16 protein-coding genes and 1 tRNA gene are annotated in these 19288 nt (G+C 64.6%); 5 read left to right on the top strand and 12 right to left on the bottom strand.

The features are described from left to right. Window positions 1–12: 12 nt before the first annotated feature. Both HMPREF0321_RS08490 and HMPREF0321_RS08485 read right to left on the bottom strand, forming a co-directional pair. On the bottom strand, window positions 13–942 hold the full coding sequence (locus HMPREF0321_RS08490) for a hypothetical protein (protein WP_006945811.1): 930 nt from the start codon (window positions 940–942) through the stop codon (window positions 13–15). Window position 943: 1 nt separating this feature from the next. Beyond that, window positions 944–5734 (bottom strand): type ISP restriction/modification enzyme, encoded by a 4791-nt coding sequence (locus HMPREF0321_RS08485; RefSeq protein ID WP_040014750.1) that lies wholly within the window; start codon window positions 5732–5734, stop codon window positions 944–946. 109 nt (window positions 5735–5843) lie between these two features. On the opposite strand from HMPREF0321_RS08485, the gene HMPREF0321_RS08480 reads away from it, so the two are divergent. Then, window positions 5844–6548, top strand: coding sequence for a hypothetical protein (locus tag HMPREF0321_RS08480; protein WP_139023607.1), 705 nt, complete (start codon window positions 5844–5846; stop codon window positions 6546–6548). Between the two features lie 140 nt (window positions 6549–6688). On the opposite strand, the gene HMPREF0321_RS08475 is transcribed toward HMPREF0321_RS08480, so the two are convergent. Both HMPREF0321_RS08475 and HMPREF0321_RS16070 read right to left on the bottom strand, forming a co-directional pair. Next, complete coding sequence (locus HMPREF0321_RS08475) at window positions 6689–7126, bottom strand: hypothetical protein (protein WP_217490535.1); 438 nt, start codon at window positions 7124–7126, stop codon at window positions 6689–6691. A 61-nt stretch (window positions 7127–7187) separates the two neighbouring features. Then, entirely contained in the window at window positions 7188–8114 is a 927-nt protein-coding gene (locus HMPREF0321_RS16070; protein ID WP_139023606.1) for a hypothetical protein, read from the bottom strand. Between the two features lie 383 nt (window positions 8115–8497). On the opposite strand from HMPREF0321_RS16070, the gene HMPREF0321_RS17410 reads away from it, so the two are divergent. Continuing rightward, complete coding sequence (locus HMPREF0321_RS17410) at window positions 8498–8797, top strand: helix-turn-helix transcriptional regulator (protein ID WP_050786536.1); 300 nt, start codon at window positions 8498–8500, stop codon at window positions 8795–8797. Between the two features lie 265 nt (window positions 8798–9062). Here HMPREF0321_RS17410 and HMPREF0321_RS08460 read toward each other — a convergent pair whose 3' ends face one another. From HMPREF0321_RS08460 to HMPREF0321_RS08450, 3 genes are all read right to left on the bottom strand, one after another. Next, window positions 9063–11633, bottom strand: a complete 2571-nt coding sequence (locus tag HMPREF0321_RS08460; RefSeq protein ID WP_217490534.1) for a DUF3854 domain-containing protein — start codon at window positions 11631–11633, stop codon at window positions 9063–9065. A gap of 198 nt (window positions 11634–11831) precedes the next feature. Beyond that, window positions 11832–12155: a hypothetical protein gene (locus HMPREF0321_RS08455; protein WP_040014747.1), complete on the bottom strand. Its 324-nt coding sequence runs from the start codon at window positions 12153–12155 to the stop codon at window positions 11832–11834. Continuing rightward, entirely contained in the window at window positions 12148–12441 is a 294-nt protein-coding gene (locus HMPREF0321_RS08450) for an AlpA family transcriptional regulator (protein ID WP_006945790.1), read from the bottom strand. The genes HMPREF0321_RS08455 and HMPREF0321_RS08450 overlap by 8 nt, the downstream gene beginning before the upstream one ends. Window positions 12442–12574: 133 nt before the next feature. Here HMPREF0321_RS08450 and HMPREF0321_RS14920 point away from each other — a divergent pair, with 133 nt between their 5' ends. Both HMPREF0321_RS14920 and HMPREF0321_RS08440 read left to right on the top strand, forming a co-directional pair. Further along, the gene (locus HMPREF0321_RS14920; RefSeq protein ID WP_217490533.1) at window positions 12575–13186 is read left to right on the top strand and encodes a helix-turn-helix transcriptional regulator; all 612 of its coding nucleotides are present in this window, start codon (window positions 12575–12577) and stop codon (window positions 13184–13186) included. 493 nt (window positions 13187–13679) lie between these two features. Next, entirely contained in the window at window positions 13680–14780 is a 1101-nt protein-coding gene (locus HMPREF0321_RS08440) for a site-specific integrase (protein WP_175282477.1), read from the top strand. Window positions 14781–14886: 106 nt separating this feature from the next. Here the strand turns inward: HMPREF0321_RS08440 and HMPREF0321_RS08435 are convergent. From HMPREF0321_RS08435 to HMPREF0321_RS08425, 3 genes are all read right to left on the bottom strand, one after another. Beyond that, window positions 14887–14959, bottom strand: a tRNA-Arg gene (locus HMPREF0321_RS08435). Window positions 14960–15170: 211 nt separating this feature from the next. Beyond that, window positions 15171–16565, bottom strand: a complete 1395-nt coding sequence (locus tag HMPREF0321_RS14915; RefSeq protein WP_006945798.1) for a hypothetical protein — start codon at window positions 16563–16565, stop codon at window positions 15171–15173. Continuing rightward, window positions 16562–17452 carry a hypothetical protein gene (locus tag HMPREF0321_RS08425; protein ID WP_040014760.1) on the bottom strand — a complete coding sequence of 297 codons (891 nt, stop codon included), beginning with the start codon at window positions 17450–17452 and terminating at the stop codon, window positions 16562–16564. The genes HMPREF0321_RS14915 and HMPREF0321_RS08425 overlap by 4 nt, the downstream gene beginning before the upstream one ends. A gap of 143 nt (window positions 17453–17595) precedes the next feature. Between HMPREF0321_RS08425 and HMPREF0321_RS16775 the strand changes: the two genes are divergently transcribed. After that, window positions 17596–17976, top strand: coding sequence for a helix-turn-helix domain-containing protein (locus tag HMPREF0321_RS16775; RefSeq protein ID WP_217490532.1), 381 nt, complete (start codon window positions 17596–17598; stop codon window positions 17974–17976). Between the two features lie 97 nt (window positions 17977–18073). Here the strand turns inward: HMPREF0321_RS16775 and HMPREF0321_RS16065 are convergent, their stop codons facing one another. Both HMPREF0321_RS16065 and HMPREF0321_RS17255 read right to left on the bottom strand, forming a co-directional pair. Beyond that, a complete protein-coding gene (locus HMPREF0321_RS16065) occupies window positions 18074–18850 on the bottom strand; it encodes a hypothetical protein (protein ID WP_139023604.1) in 777 nt (258 codons plus the stop codon). Between the two features lie 96 nt (window positions 18851–18946). Further along, the gene (locus HMPREF0321_RS17255; RefSeq protein ID WP_260853058.1) at window positions 18947–19147 is read right to left on the bottom strand and encodes a helix-turn-helix transcriptional regulator; all 201 of its coding nucleotides are present in this window, start codon (window positions 19145–19147) and stop codon (window positions 18947–18949) included. Window positions 19148–19288: the final 141 nt, after the last annotated feature.

The following is a 19288-nucleotide window of genomic DNA, read 5'->3' as shown; positions in this document are numbered from 1 at the left end:
GCCCCGAAGCAGCTACTCGTCGAGGGTCGCACCTGGATCGACGACGGGCGATAGGAACTGGTCTCTCAGCGTGTACAGCAGCTCGCCGTCTTGGGTGCGCCAGCACTCCCATCCGGGGTAACTGCCGTGCCCGACACTCATCGTGGCCGCGGCCGACAACGACGACGCGTGCCGCCCATCCGGCAAGCGGAGGCGCCCATCTCGTTCGACCGTCGTGGTGAACGTCTGCTCGCTCTGTGGTCGGTGCCAGGCAAGTATTTCACCCTCATGCAGCAACCCGGCGTTGAGCAGATCAGCAAGCGTCGCAGGGAAGGAACGCTTTGCTGAGCCACCGTCGTTTCCGGTCTCGGTGTTCCCGACCGATGTAGCGATGGGTGGGCCAAGCTCCCCGCGACGATCGACGTCGAGGAACTTCTGCCCGTCAGCGTCCTGATACATACCGACGCTCAACACGACCAAGGGCACCCCCGCGCCGCGCAAGAACGCGATCGCGGCCTCGGTGCGGCGGTGGAAGGACGCCGCCGCCAGGACGATATGGGGATTAGGTGAGATCGGCACGGGCTGTTCGGTGCCGGTGAACTCCTGCCAGTCCGCCCAGAACTGCTGAGCACCGTTCGTGTACAGCGTCGCAACCTCCTGCAGGTTGCTCTCACGCGCCCACCCCGCATACTCCAGCGACTGGGACAACAGCTGCCGATCGACGTCACGCTTGACCTCGATGACGACGATCCGACCCGTCTCGTCGAGAGCGAGGATGTCGGGGATACCCCCGTGCGGAAGGTGCGCTTGACGCGCCACGCGAAACAGCGTCCGCCCGAGCATCTCCTCGAGGTTGTCCCACAACAGGTCTTCAACCTCGCGCTCATACAACCCGTCGCCCGCCGCGTACTGCGCGAACGGCACCAAGCCCTGGCCCTCCTGCTCGATACGGAACAGCGCCATCTCACTGCACCTCCCGGATCGCCAGGGGTGGGAGGGCGTCGACGATCCTCATCGTCTCCAGGCTGACGGTGACGATGCGGGCGAGCAGGTCGATGATATAGCGCGGGTCGCCGACCTCCTTCGACCAGTCGTTCGGGTCGTTGACGATGCCCGAGGCCTTGTCCGTCTTGATGTAGTAACGGTCGATGATCCACTCGATCGCCGACCGCGACCCCAGCATGTAGCGGTACGCCTCCTGCGGGATGCCCGCGAGGGTGATACGCGAGTTGTAGTGGATCGTCGTGCGGTCGTGACGCTCACCCGCGGCCTTCTGCTCGGGCGACGGCTTACCGAAGCGCATCTTCTTGTCGCCCACCGCGTAGAACGCGTACGGATCCTGACCGTCGGCAGGCTGCGCGTCCAGCCCCTCGAGCGGGTACGGTTCGACGGTCTCGTAACCGAGGTGCAACTCCGAGAGCCTGCGTCCTGCGTCGATGAACGGCTGCGCGTCTTCGACGAGCGGGATACGAGGCAGCATCTTCTTCAGGTCCGCCGCGTAGGTCTCGCGGTAGTCGGGCGAGTGCAGCAGCCCGTAGACGTAGAAGAAGATGTCGTCCTTCGTGATCGGGGTTCCGTACGCCGCCTGGAAGGTCATCAGGGCTTCGTCGGTGATGTTATCGATGCGTCGACGGTCATCGATAACCACGCCTGCATCTGAGCCTTCAAATGAGAGCATGCTGAGATCTGTCTCAACCTTCACATAGCGATACCGTTCTACATAGTGCCCTGTGTTCATAAGGTGCAGATTGGGGACGGAGCTCACGATGAGCGCGCCGAAAGGGTCATTTGAGGCGGGGCCGTTGAGGGAGAGGAACTGTTGTGCCATGCCGGTAGGCGCCCGAGATGCCATACGAGAGGGAACCTCGATTAGATCCGCAGTGAAATAAAGGCGTTGTTTCATGAAAGGGCGGTAAGCAGTAGTGCGAATCTCGCCACCCCTCTCCAAGAGTTTGCCCGCGGCGAATCGTTTGCGCAGACTGCGCGTCCAAGAAATTTGTGTCGTGTCCGTGATCTCATTGGGTCCCAGACCCGATTGCAAGGCTCTGTTGAAGTTGTCAGATAGGAGACCCACTGAACGACGCAATGCGTTCTGTGAGAAATTTGAGACCCACGCGTCACGATTTGTGAGGATGCCAGGTCCGCTGGTTGTGAAGATGGAGCTGTCTGTGCTCGACAGAGGTAGGAAATCGGCGAATGCACCCTGTCGCTGGTTGAGCCAGTCGCCATGCTCATTTGGGGTGATGGCCAGGGGTTCGAGTCCCTTGACGTCGGCCGCCTCGGCGACCTTGGCAAGCTTCTGTTCGCGGGTGAGGTAGTCCCCGATGTCGGTGTAGTGGATCGTCGCAGGGCCCGACTTTGCGGGGTCCTTGACGAGAACCGTGATCGCCACCGTTGCGCGGGAGCCAGCGTCGAAAACCTTCCCCCCCTCCTTGCGCGACTGCTCACCCGCGGTGCGCTGGTTGCCGCGCAAGTTATAGACGTAGATGTCGCTAAACTCTTCAGTCAGGCTCTTGCGCATTCCGTCAAAGGCGTTGGACTCTAGCCAGCCGCCGTTCGTTACGTACGCGATGACACCGCGGTCCTTGATCTGCAGCGACGCCCACTTAATTGCGCGCACGTACGAGTCGTATAGGTTTCTTAGGAGTGTGGCGGAGGAATTCTCTGCATAGGTTCGTCGAATCGCAGCATCGAGGTCGGGATACTTCTCGTTCGCGTTGTTGTCGTTCGCCGAGTCCTGGCCCACCGAGTACGGCGGGTTACCAACGATCACCTGGATGTCAAGCTTCTTGAGCTTCGCGAGGCGCTCATTGTTCTGCACGAACACCTCGGTGTCGAGGCGGTCGTCGTTCTCCCATGACTGGAACGTGTCGGTGAGGATCAGACCTTCGAACGGCTCGTAGTCCGTCGGTTGCTCCAGCGACCCGCGCAAGTCCTGATACGTCGTCTCAATGTTGACCGCCGCGATGTAGTACGCCAGCAACAGGATCTCGTTGGCGTGCAACTCGTGCGCGTATTTGCGCGCCAGGTCATGCGGTTCGATGAGGCCCAGCTGCAGCAGGCGCACGATGAACGTGCCCGTGCCGACGAACCCGTCGAGGATGTGCACACCCTCGTCCGAGAGCGTCTGCCCGAAGTGTTCGCGCAGCACGGCGTCGGCCGAGCGCAGGATGAAGTCGACGATCTCAACGGGGGTGTAGACGATGCCGAGCTTGTCGACGGTGCGCTTGAACGCGGTGGCGAAGAACTTGTCGTACAGCTCGACGATGATGCGCTGGCGCCCCTCGGCGTTATCGATGCCCTCGACGCGTGAACGAACGGACGCATAGAACCCCTCGAGACTGGAGTTCTCCGTGTCGAGCGAGTGCTCGTCGAACAAGGCGAGCATCCTCTCCATCGCCTGGGCGACGGGATTGTGTTTCGCGAAGTCGTAGCCACCGAAGAGCGCCTCGAACACGGGGCGGGTGATGAGGTGCTGGGCGAGCATCTCGACCGCATCATCACGGCTGATGCCTTCGTTGAGGTTGCCGCGCAACCCGTCGAGGAACCGCTCGAACTCGGCCGTCACCGCATTGTCGGGGCCTGTGAGGATGCCGTTGATGCGGGCAATGTGCTGTTCGGCGATCTTCGCGACGTCGGCCGCCCAGGACTCCCAGTAGCGTCGCTCGCCGACCTTCTGCACGATCTTCGCGTAGATCGCGTCCGACCACTCACCCCAGATGAGGTCGAGCTCACCTTGGGTGGTTTCCTCATCGGGTGTGTGCACGTTGCCGTCGGCGTCGATGCCCGCGATGCCGATCTTCTTCGTCGGCTTCTTCTTGTTCAGTTCGATCTGGTTGACCGTCGAGGTGAACCGATCGTCGTGGGCGCGCAGTGCGCGCAGCACCTGCCAGACCGTCGCGTACTTCTTGTTGTCGTTCAGCGCCTGCTCAGGCGGCGTGCCCGCGGGAACGGCGACGGGCAGGATGATGTACCCGTACTCCTTGCCAGGCGCCTTGCGCATCACACGGCCCACCGACTGCACGACGTCGGCCTCGGACGAGCGGGGCGTGAGGAACAGCACCGCGTCGAGGTTCGGCACGTCGACGCCCTCGCTCAGGCAGCGGGCGTTGGTCAGGATGCGGCATGTGTTGTCGGCAGGCTCGGCCTTGAGCCAGTCGAGACGCTCGTTGCGCGCGAGGGCGTTGAACGAGCCATCCACGTGCTGGATCTCGATCTTCAGATCGGTGGACTGCTCCTCAGCCGCGTCGTCGGGGAGATCGACGGCGGCGACGTGTTTGTTGACGACGTCGGGGAAGGCCTGCGCGATGGCTTTGGAGGTCTTGATGTCCTTCGCGAATGCGACCGCGCGCTTCATCGGGGCGAGGCTTTCGCCCTCGACCGTGTCGAAGTGCTTGGCCAGGCCCTGCCAGCACCCGACCATCCGCGCGGCGTCCCCGAGCTGAATCTCCCCATCCTGGGCGAGCTCGGTCTGGAAGTTTCTCGTCACGTACTCCTCATCGACGGCGAGGATGAGCACGCGGTAATCCGTCAGCAGGTTCTTCTCGACGGCTTCGCCGAACCCGAGTCGGTGCAACTCAGGCCCGAACTTCGACTCGTCGTCCATCGACGCCAGTTCCGCGGCACCGTCGAAGGCCTTCTTCTTCGAGTCCTCACCGAAGATCCGCGGCGTCGCCGTCATGTAGAGCCGCTTGGTGCCCTGGATGACGTCGTTGTTGTGCACGCGTACGAACGCCGACTCATTCTGTCCCGCGACACTCACGCCCGTGGTGCGGTGGGCTTCGTCGCAGATGATGAGGTCGAACGGACCGAACCCGCCCTGGGCCTGCGCACCCGCGACGACGTCGATGGACTGGTACGTCGAGAGGATCACCGTCATCGACTCAGGACGTTCGGCTGCTTTCGCCCAGCGTTCCTGCACGACCGCGTTGTTCGTCGACGCGGGCAGGGCGACATCGACGGCGGAAATGTCCTCGACGGCGTTGGAGCGGCTCGTCGACTTCGGGTCCGAGCAGATCGCGATTGCGTCCTGGGGGATCAACTTATTCGCTGACCACTCGCGCACCGTCTGGCTCAACAGCGAGATGGACGGCACGAGGAACAACACACTGCCGCCCGCACCGACCTGCTCCTCCGCGAGGCGCAGCGACGTGAACGTCTTGCCCGTGCCGCACGCCATGATGAGTTTGCCGCGATCGTGCGTTTTCAGACCGTCGAGGACCTTGTCGATCGCGGTGCGCTGATGCGGGCGCGGGGTCTTCTTCCCGACCGTCGGTAGCGAATCGGGCGCGGACCAGGTGAACTTGCTCCAGTCGACGTTCGAGTTCTGCAGGTCGGCGAGGCTGATGCGGCGCACCTTCACCGTCTGGTCACGGATCGTGTCCTCGGCGTTCTTGCCCCATGGAGCACCCGTGTCGACGATGACGCGTTGCCCGAACTTCGAGGTGCCCGACGCAGACAAGAACGAGTCGATGTCGCCTTTCGACACCGTGTGGTTCTCAGCGTAGAACTTGCACTGGATCGCGACGTTCTCACCCGTCACGCGGTCGACAGCGACGAGATCGATGCCCGTGTCCGTCTTGCCCTCACGTCCTGGCCAGTCCTGCCACAACCACACGTCGGAGAACTGATCGGCGAACAACGGATCGGTCTGCAGGTACGCGGCCATGAGCTGCTCGAACCGCGAACCCTTGTCCCGCTCCGACGTCGCTTTCGCCCGCATATCGTCGAGGACCTCATGCACCGTCACACTCATGCGTCACAGTCTCTCAGGACGATCGGCGATCGCGTCGCAAACTGCGTCGCACTTGGACGCCATGACACGGACCGATCCGCCCCTTGATCAGATTCTACGGGCGTGGGCGATGGCGCACACCGACCCGGTCGCAGCACGGAGCTTCCGTGCTGCGACATCGCGTGATCTCGCCCGCGCCCTTGACCACACGCGCGAAATGCCGCTGCTCGTGACGTGTCTGCTGGCCGAGCTTGGGAGATGTCTGCGCGCCGACGACCCGTGGCGCATGGACGTCAGCGCGGTGCTCCTCGGGGAGCTTGTCTCAGGAAAAGCAGCGAGGCCAGTGGATCGACGCGCGCTGCGCGCCTCACCTGTCGACGGTGCCTGGTGGCACCCCGGCAGCCGCCCGCACATCGAAGCCGTGGTCCATGAGTTTGGCACCGGCGTGGACGATTTCTCAGACATCGATATGCGCGATCCGTCGCTCTCGAGTCCCGTCGTTGCATGCGCATGGTGGCCCCTCGACGGCGCGTATTACGAGCCGATGATGATTGGCGCTGCTTTGCACTCTCGCGGCTTGAAGCCCCTCCACCGCGTGCTGAGCACGACCGCGGTTTTCCACGGCGGCGAGGAACACGGCGGCATCGCCACAGCCCTCTGGACCGTCTGTCGATGGCTGACATGCCGTGCGCTCGTGACCACCGGGCGCAATCCTGCGGAAGCCATCGGCCTCGCTACCCACCGCGCGACCGTGCTGTGCGAGCACCACGGCTATCGCGCACCGCGCGTACTGACCGCCCTCTCAGACCGCGTCGTCGAACCCGAGTGGGACTGAACCGACTAGCCCGCGGCCAGTGCTTTCGACAAGCACCGTCTTCGGTCTGCGCGGCGCGATACGACCAGAAATCCACGTCGCCTGCCCCTCCGAGAGTCAAAAGAAAAGGTGACTCTCGGAGGGGCAGGCGACGTGGATTCTCACGGTTTCAGATGCTTCACGGCATCTGCCAGAACGCTTTGCATGCCTGGGCCCTTGGCCCCCGCGTGTGACTCGGCAGAAAAGCCATTGGCGTCGGCCGTGACGGAGGTGTCGGTTGCCATGTCGGACTGACCGCTCGGGTAGAAGCGGGTCGCCACACCACCGAGATTGCACTGCAGATCGAGCGTCGAGTCGCCGCTCTTGCCGCCGCTGTCGCCGTCGACCTCGCCGGTGATCTTGAGGTCAGACGGCGCGCTGGCGAGGGCCGAGGTGCCGATCTTCTTGGCGCCATCAGAGTTGTGCGCTCCGAAGAGGTCCTGGCACGCCGCCGTAGCGTCGACTTTCTTAGCGACGACTTCTTTCCAAGACACGTCAGACGCGCCCCCACCACCGCTGTCGGAGCTACCGCATGCGGCGATCGTCGGAAGTGTGAGCACTCCAATGAGTGCAAGTGCCCTGCGCGTTGTCTCCATGTTTCCTCCAGATGCGTCCAAGCGATTACTTCTTGAGGCCGACGATCGCGTCGTTGCCTGTCGCGATGGTGATGCCGTTGCTGAGCGTCGCGAGAGGCAGCGGTGCGCGGCGATCCAGTGGTGTCGGAGATGTCGAACCGGCAGGGGCGGAGAACTGCCCTTCCAAAGTGCTGCCAGAGGTAGCGCCGTCGTCCCCGACCTGATTGATGGTCACGGGGCGATCCTGCAGCTGATCAAGACAACGCACGTGCTGCGTCTTCACATCGATGACCGCCGCGCCCCAACCGATGAACCGCCCGTTGGGCGAGCCAACCGCCTTCGTACTCGTCAGGTCCGGCGTGTGCGCGCAGGTCGTGGGTGACCCGGTGAGGGACTCGCCCTCGTACGCCTGATAAGTCCAGGTGCGCGTGTGCGTGGTGTCCGGCGGCCACGCGGCGAAACCGCCTCGCGGTGACGTCGGCACCAAGGGTTGATCGCCCGTGAAATTCACGTCGACCCCCTTGACTTGATGAACAACCGTTCCGGTCGAGCCGTCCCCGAAAAGCCACTGAGGCTTGCCTGATACGGAGGTAAAGTCCCCCGCGCTGCCGATCGAGAACACGTTGGCCGCGAATGGCGGGGCGGGTTCGGTAGTGGCGCGGGGCGTCTGCCCCAGCTCATTCACGAGCGTCTTGCCCACCTGCTTGCCGGTTTCTGCGGAAAACGCTGCCGAGATGAGAGATGGTTTCCCCGAGTTCTGAGGAGTCCCGCGCCATGTGACGACGAAGCCTTGGCCTGCGGCAGTCACGGACGGCCCGCTCAACGAAGAATCAGGCCCGTTGAGTTGCACGCCCGGGGGAGTCTTCGTGTCGAGGGTCCACGCCGCGCTGCCGTCTTGGGTGTGGTAGCCCCGCACTACAGGACGCTCGGCGTCAGAGGACGCCTGCGTCACCACTGTGGCGTCGGTCGACATCAAGTATGAGCCGCCGTCATGGATCACCCACACGGCCTTGCCCGCATTTTTAGGCAGGGAGGCATCGGCCGTAGCCGAGGCTAGTGCTGAAGCCTGTCCGTTGCTGCTGGGCGAGGAGTTGCTATGAGCGGAACCCGTGTTACCTGAGCTGCTCGACGGCGCGGTGGCGGTGCTGGAATCGTGTGCACTTCCGCTGCCCCCGCCGCAAGCTGACAGGGCGAAACAGGCTGCACCCGCAAACGTGACCATCAGTGAACTTCTGGGCATGGTGAGACCTCCCACAGTCGGCCCGCTCACGCACCCCGGCGAGAGTCAGGCAAGTTCCCCGACGATAGCGCATATATGCGCTAGATCGTGGCGCTCGCCTCCAGCACGGTCGTGAGGTGCCATCTCCCGAACCTGGATCCCCCGTCGCACCTGGGGCGCCGAGCGCTGCGGATCTTCGCGAAGGGCGACGTCGCTTCGGGGAGTCAGTGCGACGCGTGAGGACCGGGCGCGGGATGTCGCAAGAGGCTCTCGCACATGCGGTGGATCTTCACCTTTCGATGGTGGGCCGCGTCGAGCGCGGTGAGGTGGCACCCTCGCTCGACACGATGATGAAGCTCTCCTGCGGTCTCGGGGTTGAGCTGGCCGAGCTCTTTCCGACTGATGGTCACCACCAGGCCCGCGCCGATGGGGCGTGACACAGAACTACGCATCTACGTGTCATCTCCGTAGCGCCCACAGGGGCAACGAGCGCCTAGGCCTGCCGATAGCGAGGTGTGAGGGGAGCATCCCTCAGGTCGAGACTCTTGGAGAATCCTGTAGTTCTGTAGAAGAAGGGGCAGGAACCACTGGAATTTCAGCGGACCCGCGCGGTTACAAAGGCGCCCGAGCCTGTAACCGCACGTGCCTCTTCGTAGCCGCAGGTGGGGCGAGATCGTCGCGATCTCGCCCCACCTGAGGTGTTCACCAGGCGATGAGCGTTACCGGTTCCTGAGCCACGACTGCGTGCCCTGCTGCGGTCAGCCGCACCCCGGCCCATCCGCGCACGGAGCGCCCGCCCACCTTGCGGGGAGAGTTCGGCCGGGTGACGTCACCCCTGGCAAGGGCGGACCTGAGGGGCTCGGCCTTGGAGACTCGGTCGTTGACCGTGCGTGCGCTCGGAGCGCTGCGGCCAGTCTGGTCACTGGTGAAGGTCCACAGGATCTTGAGGTCGTCGTTGGGCAGGAAATGGGTGGGATCACCGGTGACCTCGAGGTACTCGGCCAGGCTCGCGGCCGCGTCGACGTCACCGCGCCAGCGGCTGGTCTCACGTTCCACCTCGCGGGGAAGCGGCATGCCCAGGCCGCGGCCCAGCTGTCGCCGTTCGGGGTCTTCCTGTGCAGCCAGATAGTCGAGTGATCCTCGGACGGCCCATGCTGCGACGGCTGCCATCAGGTCAGGCTCTCGCGACTTCACGGCCGCAGCCAAAGCCGGATTGCGGGGCCGGTATCCGGACTGCTCGCCCATCTCGAGCAGAGTGGGATCATCGGTGAACGTGAACGGGAACTTCAGCAGCTGCACCCGTCCGTACGCCGCCGCGTCTCCTCCGGCGATCTGGACGACGTCGTTGGTGATGAGCATGAGGGAGTGAGTAGCCCTCCACGTCACGAGCCCCTTGTGGAGCTCGCGAGCGCTGAGCGTCGGGGTGCCTACCAGTCGCTTGAGCTGATGAGCTCGGATGATGTCCCCGGGTACCTCCTCCAGGTAGCCCAGGCGGCAACCGCGCAGTTTCATCTGCCCAGGGGAGGGCGCACCAGGCTCCGTACCACCGAGTACCTCATCGGTGAGCAGCCGCACACTGTCCCCGAACGCCCCATGAATAGCATCCATGAGCAGTGTCTTGCCGTTGCTTTCCGGTCCGACGAGCTGCACCAGCCAGCGGTACGACGTGCTCGTACCCAGCAGATCAGCTCCGACGATCCACTGCAGGAAGGTGCGCGTCTCGAAGTCAGGGAGGGCCTCGAGGAGCGCATCCAGCAAGGGGCTCGTCGCCTCCAGCCCTCGCCATTCGCAACCCGGCTTGATCGTAGACAGCATCTCGGGCGCGTGCGGCACGAGCCGCGGCGCTCCGGACTCGTCGAGATCGTCCAGGCGCAGCATGCCATTGCTCATCGGGATGGCGTGCGGATTGGGGTCGAGGTCGGCAGTCATGATCCGCATGGGGCTCGACAGATCGGCCGCGACGGCCGCGATCGCTTCCATGCGGCGCCGAGAGCGAGCGTCTCGAATCGTCTTTTCGATACGCTTGACGGCATCCCTCCGGGCGGACTTCCCGTTGATCTCGTGAGTGAGCTTCCCGACCTCCGCCGCCAGCTCCTTCCATTCGTCGTCGTCCTTGTCATAGGCGCTCTGTTCTTCCTTGAGGGCCGCGATCTGCTCCTCCAGGGGCTCGATCTCCTCGTTCAGGACACCGACTTCGGGTTCGATACGCCGGGCCTCATCGAGCAGCCATGAGGACAGATGAGACAGTGGCACGCCGCACGGTTCCCAGATAGGGGCACGCCACACCATCCAGGTCTTCATGTCGGCCACCCAGCGCGCGTAGCGCGCGGCCCGGTTTGCGACCCACGCCTCCGCCCAGTCCGCGTCGGCATCGTGGCCCTGCATGAGGGCCTGCCTCAGCAAGGTGGGCTCGCCCGGGGCGTAGTCGCGGATCGTGTCTACGAATTCCTTGGGGCCGAGCTCGGCGAGGAAATCGTCGATTCCGCACTTGTTGTCACTCCCAGGCAGCGTGGTCGGCAGGTGCGCGAACCACACGCGGGCCTCGCGGCCTTCCAGCAGGCCCGCCAAACGTCGGCACGCCTCCTTCACCTGAGGCTTGATCATCACGTCGCCGTCGAAAGCGATGACGACGTCTCGTCCCTTCCACGTAAACGCCTCGAGACTGGGGTGGAAGACGCGTGCTTCGGGGTCGTCGTCACGGCGGGGCCTCAACTCCTCGGTGTCGGGATCCACGACCAGACCGTCGGTCACTCGGCAGCTGACGTTGTACACCCCGTTCAAAGCGATGGCCGGGATGCCCTGCGTCTCGAGCGAGCCGCCCTTCAGGGGCCCTTCGGTGATGACCAGCGGCTGCGTCGCGTCAGCAACGGCCCTCCCCGCGAGTGGTCCGACGTACGGTGCGTTCGGCTGGTCCAACCCCGGGCCAGTAAGCGTGAAATACTGTGCGGGCTTTGACTCCCCGTCGTTGGAGTCCTTCTTAATCTTGACCGCGGTACGCACCTGGCCCCCGACCGCGCGCCCGAGCGTCAGAGGCGCGTCAGCCCCTACGCGGGCAAACCCGCGGGCGGTCATAAACAAGACCGGGAAGGCGTGCACAGGCAGGTGGCCGACGCCTGCGTACTGGAGCCCGGACAGGTTGAAGTGCTCCTGCATCTCGGGTTCGTCGTCGAAGGCCCACCACTGAGATGCCTGCGCGACGGACTCGCTGACGGCGCTGGCGATCAGCTTGTCGCGAACAGGCTTAGGCCAGCGTGCAAAGGCGGTGTCGGGCACTGCCGTGTGGGGCAGCTGCGCCCACGCGGTGAAAGGGTTTACGCTAGATTCATTCATGAGAAGCGGCTCTCCAAGCCGCGGCGCTTCGCCATTCAGGGACCGGGGCGGCTACCCCGGTCCTTGTTCGTTGTGGGGGTGTAAGTCCGGGCAGGGCGGGAGGCGTTCTGGCCGGACCTCGGGTGCTGGCTGCGGGTGTGGTTATCCCCAGCCCTCTCCTGCCTCCAGGGCCTGATATTCCGCGAGAACGCCGATGAACGCCTGGACCATGGGATCGACCTCTCCCACCGGCCCCAAACGGGTCAGGAAGCAGACCGGCTGGGGTGCCACCAGCGCAACGACCTCGTCAGCGAGGCGCGGATGGACCGAGTCCCAAACGGCAAAGACAGCCCCCGCCCCAGGCGGCTGCATGATGGCGGTAGGAGACGTGTGCTTGGCCAGTCGCGTCCAGATGCTTCGTCGCGGACTGTCGAACCTGGCCACCAGGATCCGGGGGACAACGGCCGTGTCGCGCACCTCAGACATGGCTGGCACCCCGTCCACCCTCGCGGGACGTGGGCGCCGACGCTGGCGGCTGCTCGCGACGCTTAACGGTCATCTGCCGCCAGCGGTGCTCTGCCATGTCCCTCTCATCGGCAGCGACGAGCTCTTCGAGGTAGTGCTGGATGTCACTGCGTCGCCATACCAACCTGCCCCCAAGACGCGCTGCGGGCGGGAACTGACCGCGGCTGCGGGCGGAGTAGATCGCCCCCGGTCGCATACCGAGATAGGCGGCCACCTCGGGCAGGGGCATCAAGTCGTTACGGTCCATGAGTTCTTCCTCTCGTCGGTCGAGACGGTTTCTTGATGTCTCCAGCGTGAGGGTGGGTGCGCATGGAGGCGACGCTGTTTCTATGCGTCTTCTGCCGTTTCTTGCGCTAGATTCGATGCTCATGAGACCCACGGTGTCGGAGGTTGACCCGCAAGATTTCGGGGAAGCGGTGCGCTTTATGCGCGAGGCGCATGGATGGTCGGGCCAATTTCTCGGCTCGAAGATCTTCGTCGATCAATCAGGGATCTCCCGCCTAGAGCGAGGTGAGATGTCTCCGAGCCTGGATCAGGGCAGGCTTCTCGCCAAGGCGCTGGGCGTGACGTTGGATGCCCTCGTGGATGTCGACGTGCCCACCCTACGAGCAGCGGCTAACCGGGCCCGGGCGCTCGTTGGCTACGAGAACGCGTTGGACCGGGCGGCGCGCGCGGTAGCCAGGTGGCTGATCGTGCGCGCGGAGACCCACGACGCCCCGGACACGCCCGCTGACGTCCTCGTGCTAGGCGCCCTAGAGGCCATGCGTATAGAGGACGAACGCATCGCCCAGAGCGAGAGCAAGGGCATGACGGGGCAGCCGAGACGAGTACCCTTCAATGTCGACGAGTTCGGTCTCGACGCTCCCCCTCGCTCACACCCCGCAGAAATGGATGGGTGGCGCACCGAGCTTGATCGGGCGTGGTCGACCGAGGATCGCGAAGAGCCGTCGATCGACCCGAGTGATCCCGACAACCCGACGCAGTGGGCATAGCGTTTCTGACGGCTGAGGCGCGACCTGCTCGAGTCTTGACGCGGCGCAGGCGCTCGGAAGGAGCGCTGCGACGCGCGGGTCTGACGGCACCCAACACGTGAATCGCGTCATGCGCGCGTGTGGCCCGGGCCGTCGACTTCCTGCGCCGATGCTCTTCTGGCGAGACATGATGAGCAGTCTGCGCCCTTTCAGGGAGCCCAGGAGACGGACGCCGGATGGGGCCGCACGTGTGCCATTTGTGTGCCAAAGGTGACCCCGCCAGGTGCTCATCGAGCCGGTTTCGAGTAGATGTAACCGCGGATCGGCGCGGCATGTGAGCCCTGGCTGCATCGAAGCGGCGGTCTTGAAAACCGCGCTGCTGAAGCTCAAGCGGAGTACGTGAGGCGCCTGTCAGACTGTGCTCATGGTGTCGGTGTCTAAGCGTGCTGATCAGCGGACGTGGCAGGTCCGGTGGCGAGATGATGCAGGTCGCCAGCGCTCGAGACAATTCTCGTTGAAGCGCGACGCCGAAGCCCATGCGACCGAGATCCGCACTCGCCTCGAGTCAGGCACGCTGACACTGACTCAACGCGAGAAGGCCACCGTCGGCGACGCCTATGCCAGCTGGGTCTTGGCGCACCCTGAGTGGGCAGCCTCTACGCGAGAACGCAACGCGTCAGTCTGGAAGAACCATGTCGCGCCCCGATGGTCCGAAGTCCGCCTCAGCAAGGTGACTCGAGCAGAAGTGCAGCGGTGGATCGACGAGCTCCCCGGCGCACAGGCAACCCGCAAGAAGGCACTGTCCGTACTCTCCGGTCCGTTGCAACTTGCGGTGCAAGACCGCTGGATTGCCCGCTCCCCCATTGCCGACATCCGCGTCGGACGGCGCGAAGTCCCCAAGCGTCGTCGCTACCTGCAATGGGACCAGGTGCAGGCACTGGAGGAGGCAGCCGCCGAGCTCGGCGGATCAACGTGGCCCCAGGCTACTGCCGTTATTCGCACCCTCGCCATCACGGGCATCCGCTTCGGTGAACTCGCCGGTCTCCAGCGCCACGATCTCGACACTCGCACCCGGGATCTTCACATCGAGCGCTCCTTCACCGAGGTGAACGGAACGCTTGTCGAGTCGCCACCGAAGAACGGGAATCCGCGAACAATCAGGGTTCCTCGCCACGTCATGGACCTCTTGGAGCCCCTGTGTGTAGACCTCAACGATCAGGCTCACATTTTCCGCTCCCCCAAGGGACAGATCTTGCGGAACCGCAGCGTCCGCCGCGGCTGGTTCGATGCCGCAGCCGCGAAGATCGGGGTGCCTGACCTCACGCCACACTCGCTGCGACACACCGCGGCCAGCATCGCTATCAGCAGCGGCGCCAGCGCTCTTCAGGTGCGCAACATGCTCGGCCATGCGAGCGCCAGTATCACCCTCGACACCTACAGCGACCTCTTCGATACCGATGTAGGCAAGGCTGCTGATGCCATCGACCGGGCGCACGCGGCGTATGTGCACTCGCGCGCCTTGCAAGAGACTCGCAGCCAGGAAGAGCGTGCTGCGGCAGAAGCAGCGGCAGCCTTTGTGGCCAGCTCAGGCGACCTGAGTGATCACGCCTTCTGACTGCTGTGCACTTTGTGTGCACTTCAGGGCGCCCGCGACGCCAGCCAAGCATCTCGCTCTCAGCATGACTTGCTGAGAACCGTTGCAGGGCAACGGTTCTCAGCTGTGCTCCCGGGCAGATTCGAACTGCCGACACCCGCTTTAGGAGAGCGGTGCTCTATCCCCTGAGCTACGGGAGCGGGACCGGGCGAAAAGGTGGACTAAAAGTCGCTCACGCCTGGGCGTTCACGTCGCTGTGGCCTGGTCCTGCACGATCCGGTCGTGATGGCCGCTTGCAGGGGAGCAAGTCGCCGCCGGATCGTGCGTGTCAGAGCCTAGCCGATTGCACGGCTGGGGCCCGCGCGACCATGGCGGTCGGCGGGCAGACTGGTGCCTTGAATGGGGCGCCCTTCAGTTCGTCAGCAGCTCACCTCCGAGCTGCGAGAGGCGGTACACCCAGTGCGAGACGGCGTTCTGCCCGAGGGCGAACGACAGCATGGCGAGGTCTTGCGTCTCCTTGAAGTACGCGATCATTCGCCCCTTGTAGAACAGGCTGTCGAGGGTGTCGTGCAGCGATTCCGCGTCGGGGCGTCGGTGATACACGGCTTCGTACTCTGGAGTGCCCTTCGGGAAGGGTTGGAGGTGCTCCGCGCGGTTGAACTTCGTGGCGACGTCTTCGAGAGTCTGATCGAGTCGCTCGCGGTGGATGAGGCCGCTGGGCAGGGCGTATTCGGCATACCAGCGGAACGTGCCGTCGGCCCGGCGTCGGCGGAGCACCTTGTGCAGGGGCAACGGTTCGTAGCGGCGCTTGCCTTCCACGGTGAGCGTCATGGCGCACAGAGCTCCGTCGCACGTCCACAGGTCGGTGCCGTCTTCGGCGCGCCTGAGTCGTCGCGGTTTGACGCTGCCGTGTGGTGGGGTGACGGGGATCGCGCCGATGGCGTTCAGGACGCGTTGGCGGTGCAGTCCACGGTGGGCGCCGTCCCATGCGACAGCGCGGATCGCGCCGCCGCACAGGTGTTGAATGCGCTCGATCATGGTGGCGCCCTGATCTGCCTCCCTGGCACCCACCTGCCGCTCCATACGCAGAATGACGCGGCCGTAGGGGTCTGAGGAAGGACGTGTCGATACGGTGACGTACTTGACTCCGTAGACGGGGTTCCCGTCTTCCTCGCCGCATTCGTAGTACATCGCAGCGTCAGCCTGACGGACGGCCTTCTCGGTGCTCTTGCGTTGCCGCACGGATGATTTGACGACGGTGCCGTCACCCCAAACCGTGCAACCGCGTGACGGCTCCATCCACGTGCTGTCATCTTCAGGGTCCAGGCAGCCCTGTGCTTGCGCTTGGCGCACCCACTGGGCGGCGGCTGCCTCTTGCAGGATCGGAAACACAGCAATGATGCGTTTGGTGTGATGCCGCACCGTGGAGCGGCAGGGCGGCTGCTGAGGCAGCCTGGCTGCGACCTCGTCCCCGTAGACCTCGCGAAAGAGGTCCACCACGGTGAACCAGTGTCGGGGGTACCGAAGCCAGTTGATCGCGGCGCGCTGGCTGCCGCGGGTACCGACTATGGCCGCGATGTACACCCACAGCCAGGACGGGTACCGACTGGGGCGGCCCATGCCGGAGGCGTTCGAAGCGGGGACGAGCGCGCCGAGGCTCATGAGGTCTCTGTTGCGGATGACCGCTTCGACCCGCTGGTCGCCGATCAGTACAGCGTCACCGGACTTGATGCGCTTCACCAGGTCGTCGTTGTACAGCTGCGTCACACGGGCCCGCTCTCGGGTGAGCGCATCGGTGTTCATCATGGGGCGGCCTGCCAGTCCCAGTCGATCGCGGACGCTGCCGCGTCGAGCGATGTCACGCCAAGCAGACGCGCCGAATCCTGGATACGCCCCGTGCGGTCGAAAACGGCGCGGGCGGGATGCGCCGTCAGGGACGACGGCTTAATCGCCGGGTCAGTGTCGAGTCCGGCACGGATGATGACGTCTCGGATAGCGGTGCACGCGCGGGCCTGTTGCTGTGCGTCGGTGCCCTTGCCCGTGGAGACGAGGGTGCGCCCACCATCGGCGCCACCGACGAGGTCGACGCGCTCGGTGAGGACACGACGGCACCACGGCGACGCGATGCTGAGGGTGCGGGCCTGCACGCGTACGGTCCCAGGCGCTGCGATCAACCCGTCCCGCACGTCGCCGGGGCGAATCGACGCAATTTCGCCCGAGTGGACGCCGCTGAGGGCGAGGGCAACTGTCGCCGCGTGGCGCGTGTGCGTCGCCCACGACTCGGCCTGGTACTCGATGAGTGCGACCTCATCGTCCGTGACCGGGCGTGTCAGCGACCGGCTACGGGGCGGGAGATCGAGGTGCAGCGTCGGATCAGCGAGGAGGTACCCGGCGACGATCGCGTCGCGGGCCCACAGCCGGATGACGCTGCGTCGCTGATGCTGCGTCGATACCGATGGTGGCGCTTCGTTGCCCTGCCTGTCACGACCGTGCGCGCGGATGAAATCGCTCACGAGGTCGGGGGTGACGTCGGCGCAAATGAGGGCGCCCGTCGCGTAGGCGTAGCGGTCGAATCGCCCCATGAGCAGGGTGAACTTGTCGACGGTCTGAGGCGACATGTCGCCCGCACTGGCACGCTCGCGCCAGGTGGCGATGAGGACGCGGATGGCGGTCGATAGCGGCGTATCACTCATGGCGGCCACCAGCACATCGGCCTGGTCGAGAGTCAGTGGTGCCGGTCGCGTGGCGGTCATGCGCCCATCCCCAAGTGGTGCTCATGTGCACCATTAGAGGTGTAGGCACCGACAACCCCGAAATCCCGGGCAAAATGGGGTGCATGAGTGACGCCCGCACACCGCGCACAGCCCGCTACGTCGCGAGTGGCAGCTGGCCCGATGCGGTGCTGCGCGACGACGCCCCACCGCACGTAGAACGCGTGCAAGCGACGTGCCGCAGCCTGCGTGACCACCTCCACGCGTCCGGCGAGTCCGTGCGTAGCGTCGCGGCGCGCGCCAATGTCGCGCACACGACGGTGACGCGAGTGCTCCGCGGTGAGACGTGGTGCGACGTCGCGACACTCGCCGCGCTGGAAGACGCGCTCGACGCAGACGTGTGGGTCATGCGCGGTTCGGAGAGTTTTGGGCATGGGGCACCCAGGAGTGATGATTGCGTGCCCGCTGGGGGTGCCGTAGCATCGAAGGCGGTTCCAAGACCTTGATGACGGCTCTCGTATCGCCAGTTGACGCTGGCGGCGGGAGCTTTCGTCTTTTCTGGGTGCACCCGATACGGGTGCTCACTCATGTATTCACGTGCTCCTAGCTCCGAGCCCGCTTGCGGCCCGGATCGGTCGGGTAGGGCTCGTGACCGAACAACTCCGTCGCCGCTTGGACGCCATGCGAGACGCGCCGCAGTTCCTTGTCGCGGCGCAGGCCGACAATCGTCTGGTCGATCTGATTGTCGGTTGGTGCCGCGTCGCCGAACTGTTCCTTGACGGCTTCGCGGATGTCCTTATTCGCGATCGGGGTGCCATCCGGGGGGATGACTGTGCGCACCATGTCTCGCTGCGTCAGGGGCGTCACCCGGTAGGCGCGCCCACTCCCATGCAGCAGCAGACTCACGTCCTTGCCGCCACGGCTCGGTGCGGTCGTTGCTGCATTGTCGATCAACAGGTCAACGAGTTCGCGGGCAGCGTGCACAGCACCTGCTCGATCAAGAGCCGGTGCAGCCGCAACAAGGGTTCCTTCGGTCACGGGAACACCCTGATCAACGATGCGGGTCAGCTCAGGCTGGTCCACCTCTTCTCGAACGCGTCGCAGCAGTCCGAGAAGAAGTCGACTTCCCAGTAGTGGCGCGGTTTCCGGCGACCGTAGTAGTAAATCTGCTTCGTCATATTTAGGCAGCTCGCGCCCAAGCCTGATGGTCTCGCACATGTGCCTTTGCAGGGCCGTTTGCACGCCTGGCACGTCCCGATCAGGGCAACCCCGCAAAAGAGAGTTGAGCGTTTCCGCTACTGCCACGGCGACCACACCGCGTACCGTGACGCAGACGACGCGACCGGCCTCCAGGCATTTCAACCATTCGGTGTCACCCATGTCGGCGGGTCGAAACGGTGGACGCTTCCCAGTCCACAACTCCGCCTTCCGGGGCAGCGCTTCGCTCAATTTCGCGTCCGGGTATGGGCGGGTGCCTCAGGATGCTGAGTCATGCCACACTGGCGCCAGGAGCTCGTCAAGAGTCGCGTCGAAGGCCCTTGCCAGCATGAGCCAGGTGCGCAAGTCGCCCTTCGCTGCGCCGCGGGCGATGTTGGTGAGGGTTTGCCGGTGCAGGCCGGATGCTTCAGCGAGCTGCTCGAACGTCATCCCCGACTCCGCGCGGGCGGTGACAAAGATATCTCGCAGGCGGCTTAGGTCTGGTTCGGGTGACGGCACGCCTCCCACGTTCTGGGCTGCCCCCCGCACGCACAGTACATAGTCATGTACTTTCATGGCGGGGGTTGGAAGTGCTACCCCCTAGTGTCACGCGTCTGAACT

Source organism: Dermacoccus sp. Ellin185 (assembly GCF_000152185.1).
Taxonomy (GTDB): domain Bacteria; phylum Actinomycetota; class Actinomycetes; order Actinomycetales; family Dermatophilaceae; genus Dermacoccus; species Dermacoccus nishinomiyaensis.
Note: the sequence above shows the minus strand (reverse complement) of the source record. Positions and strands in the feature narration are given on the sequence as shown.

What these genes read in the sequence shown, in the direction of transcription:
- HMPREF0321_RS16065 (WP_139023604.1), bottom strand. Translation starts at nt 18,850, where the DNA reads ATGGGTGACACCGAATGGTTGAAATGCCTGGAGGCCGGTCGCGTCGTC.
- HMPREF0321_RS08480 (WP_139023607.1), top strand. Translation starts at nt 5,844, where the DNA reads ATGGCGCACACCGACCCGGTCGCAGCACGGAGCTTCCGTGCTGCGACA.
- HMPREF0321_RS16070 (WP_139023606.1), bottom strand. Translation starts at nt 8,114, where the DNA reads ATGTCGACCGACGCCACAGTGGTGACGCAGGCGTCCTCTGACGCCGAG.
- HMPREF0321_RS08450 (WP_006945790.1), bottom strand. Translation starts at nt 12,441, where the DNA reads ATGGACCGTAACGACTTGATGCCCCTGCCCGAGGTGGCCGCCTATCTC.
- HMPREF0321_RS08490 (WP_006945811.1), bottom strand. Translation starts at nt 942, where the DNA reads ATGGCGCTGTTCCGTATCGAGCAGGAGGGCCAGGGCTTGGTGCCGTTC.
- HMPREF0321_RS16775 (WP_217490532.1), top strand. Translation starts at nt 17,596, where the DNA reads ATGAGTGACGCCCGCACACCGCGCACAGCCCGCTACGTCGCGAGTGGC.
- HMPREF0321_RS08485 (WP_040014750.1), bottom strand. Translation starts at nt 5,734, where the DNA reads ATGAGTGTGACGGTGCATGAGGTCCTCGACGATATGCGGGCGAAAGCG.
- HMPREF0321_RS08455 (WP_040014747.1), bottom strand. Translation starts at nt 12,155, where the DNA reads ATGTCTGAGGTGCGCGACACGGCCGTTGTCCCCCGGATCCTGGTGGCC.
- HMPREF0321_RS08425 (WP_040014760.1), bottom strand. Translation starts at nt 17,452, where the DNA reads ATGAGTGATACGCCGCTATCGACCGCCATCCGCGTCCTCATCGCCACC.
- HMPREF0321_RS14915 (WP_006945798.1), bottom strand. Translation starts at nt 16,565, where the DNA reads ATGATGAACACCGATGCGCTCACCCGAGAGCGGGCCCGTGTGACGCAG.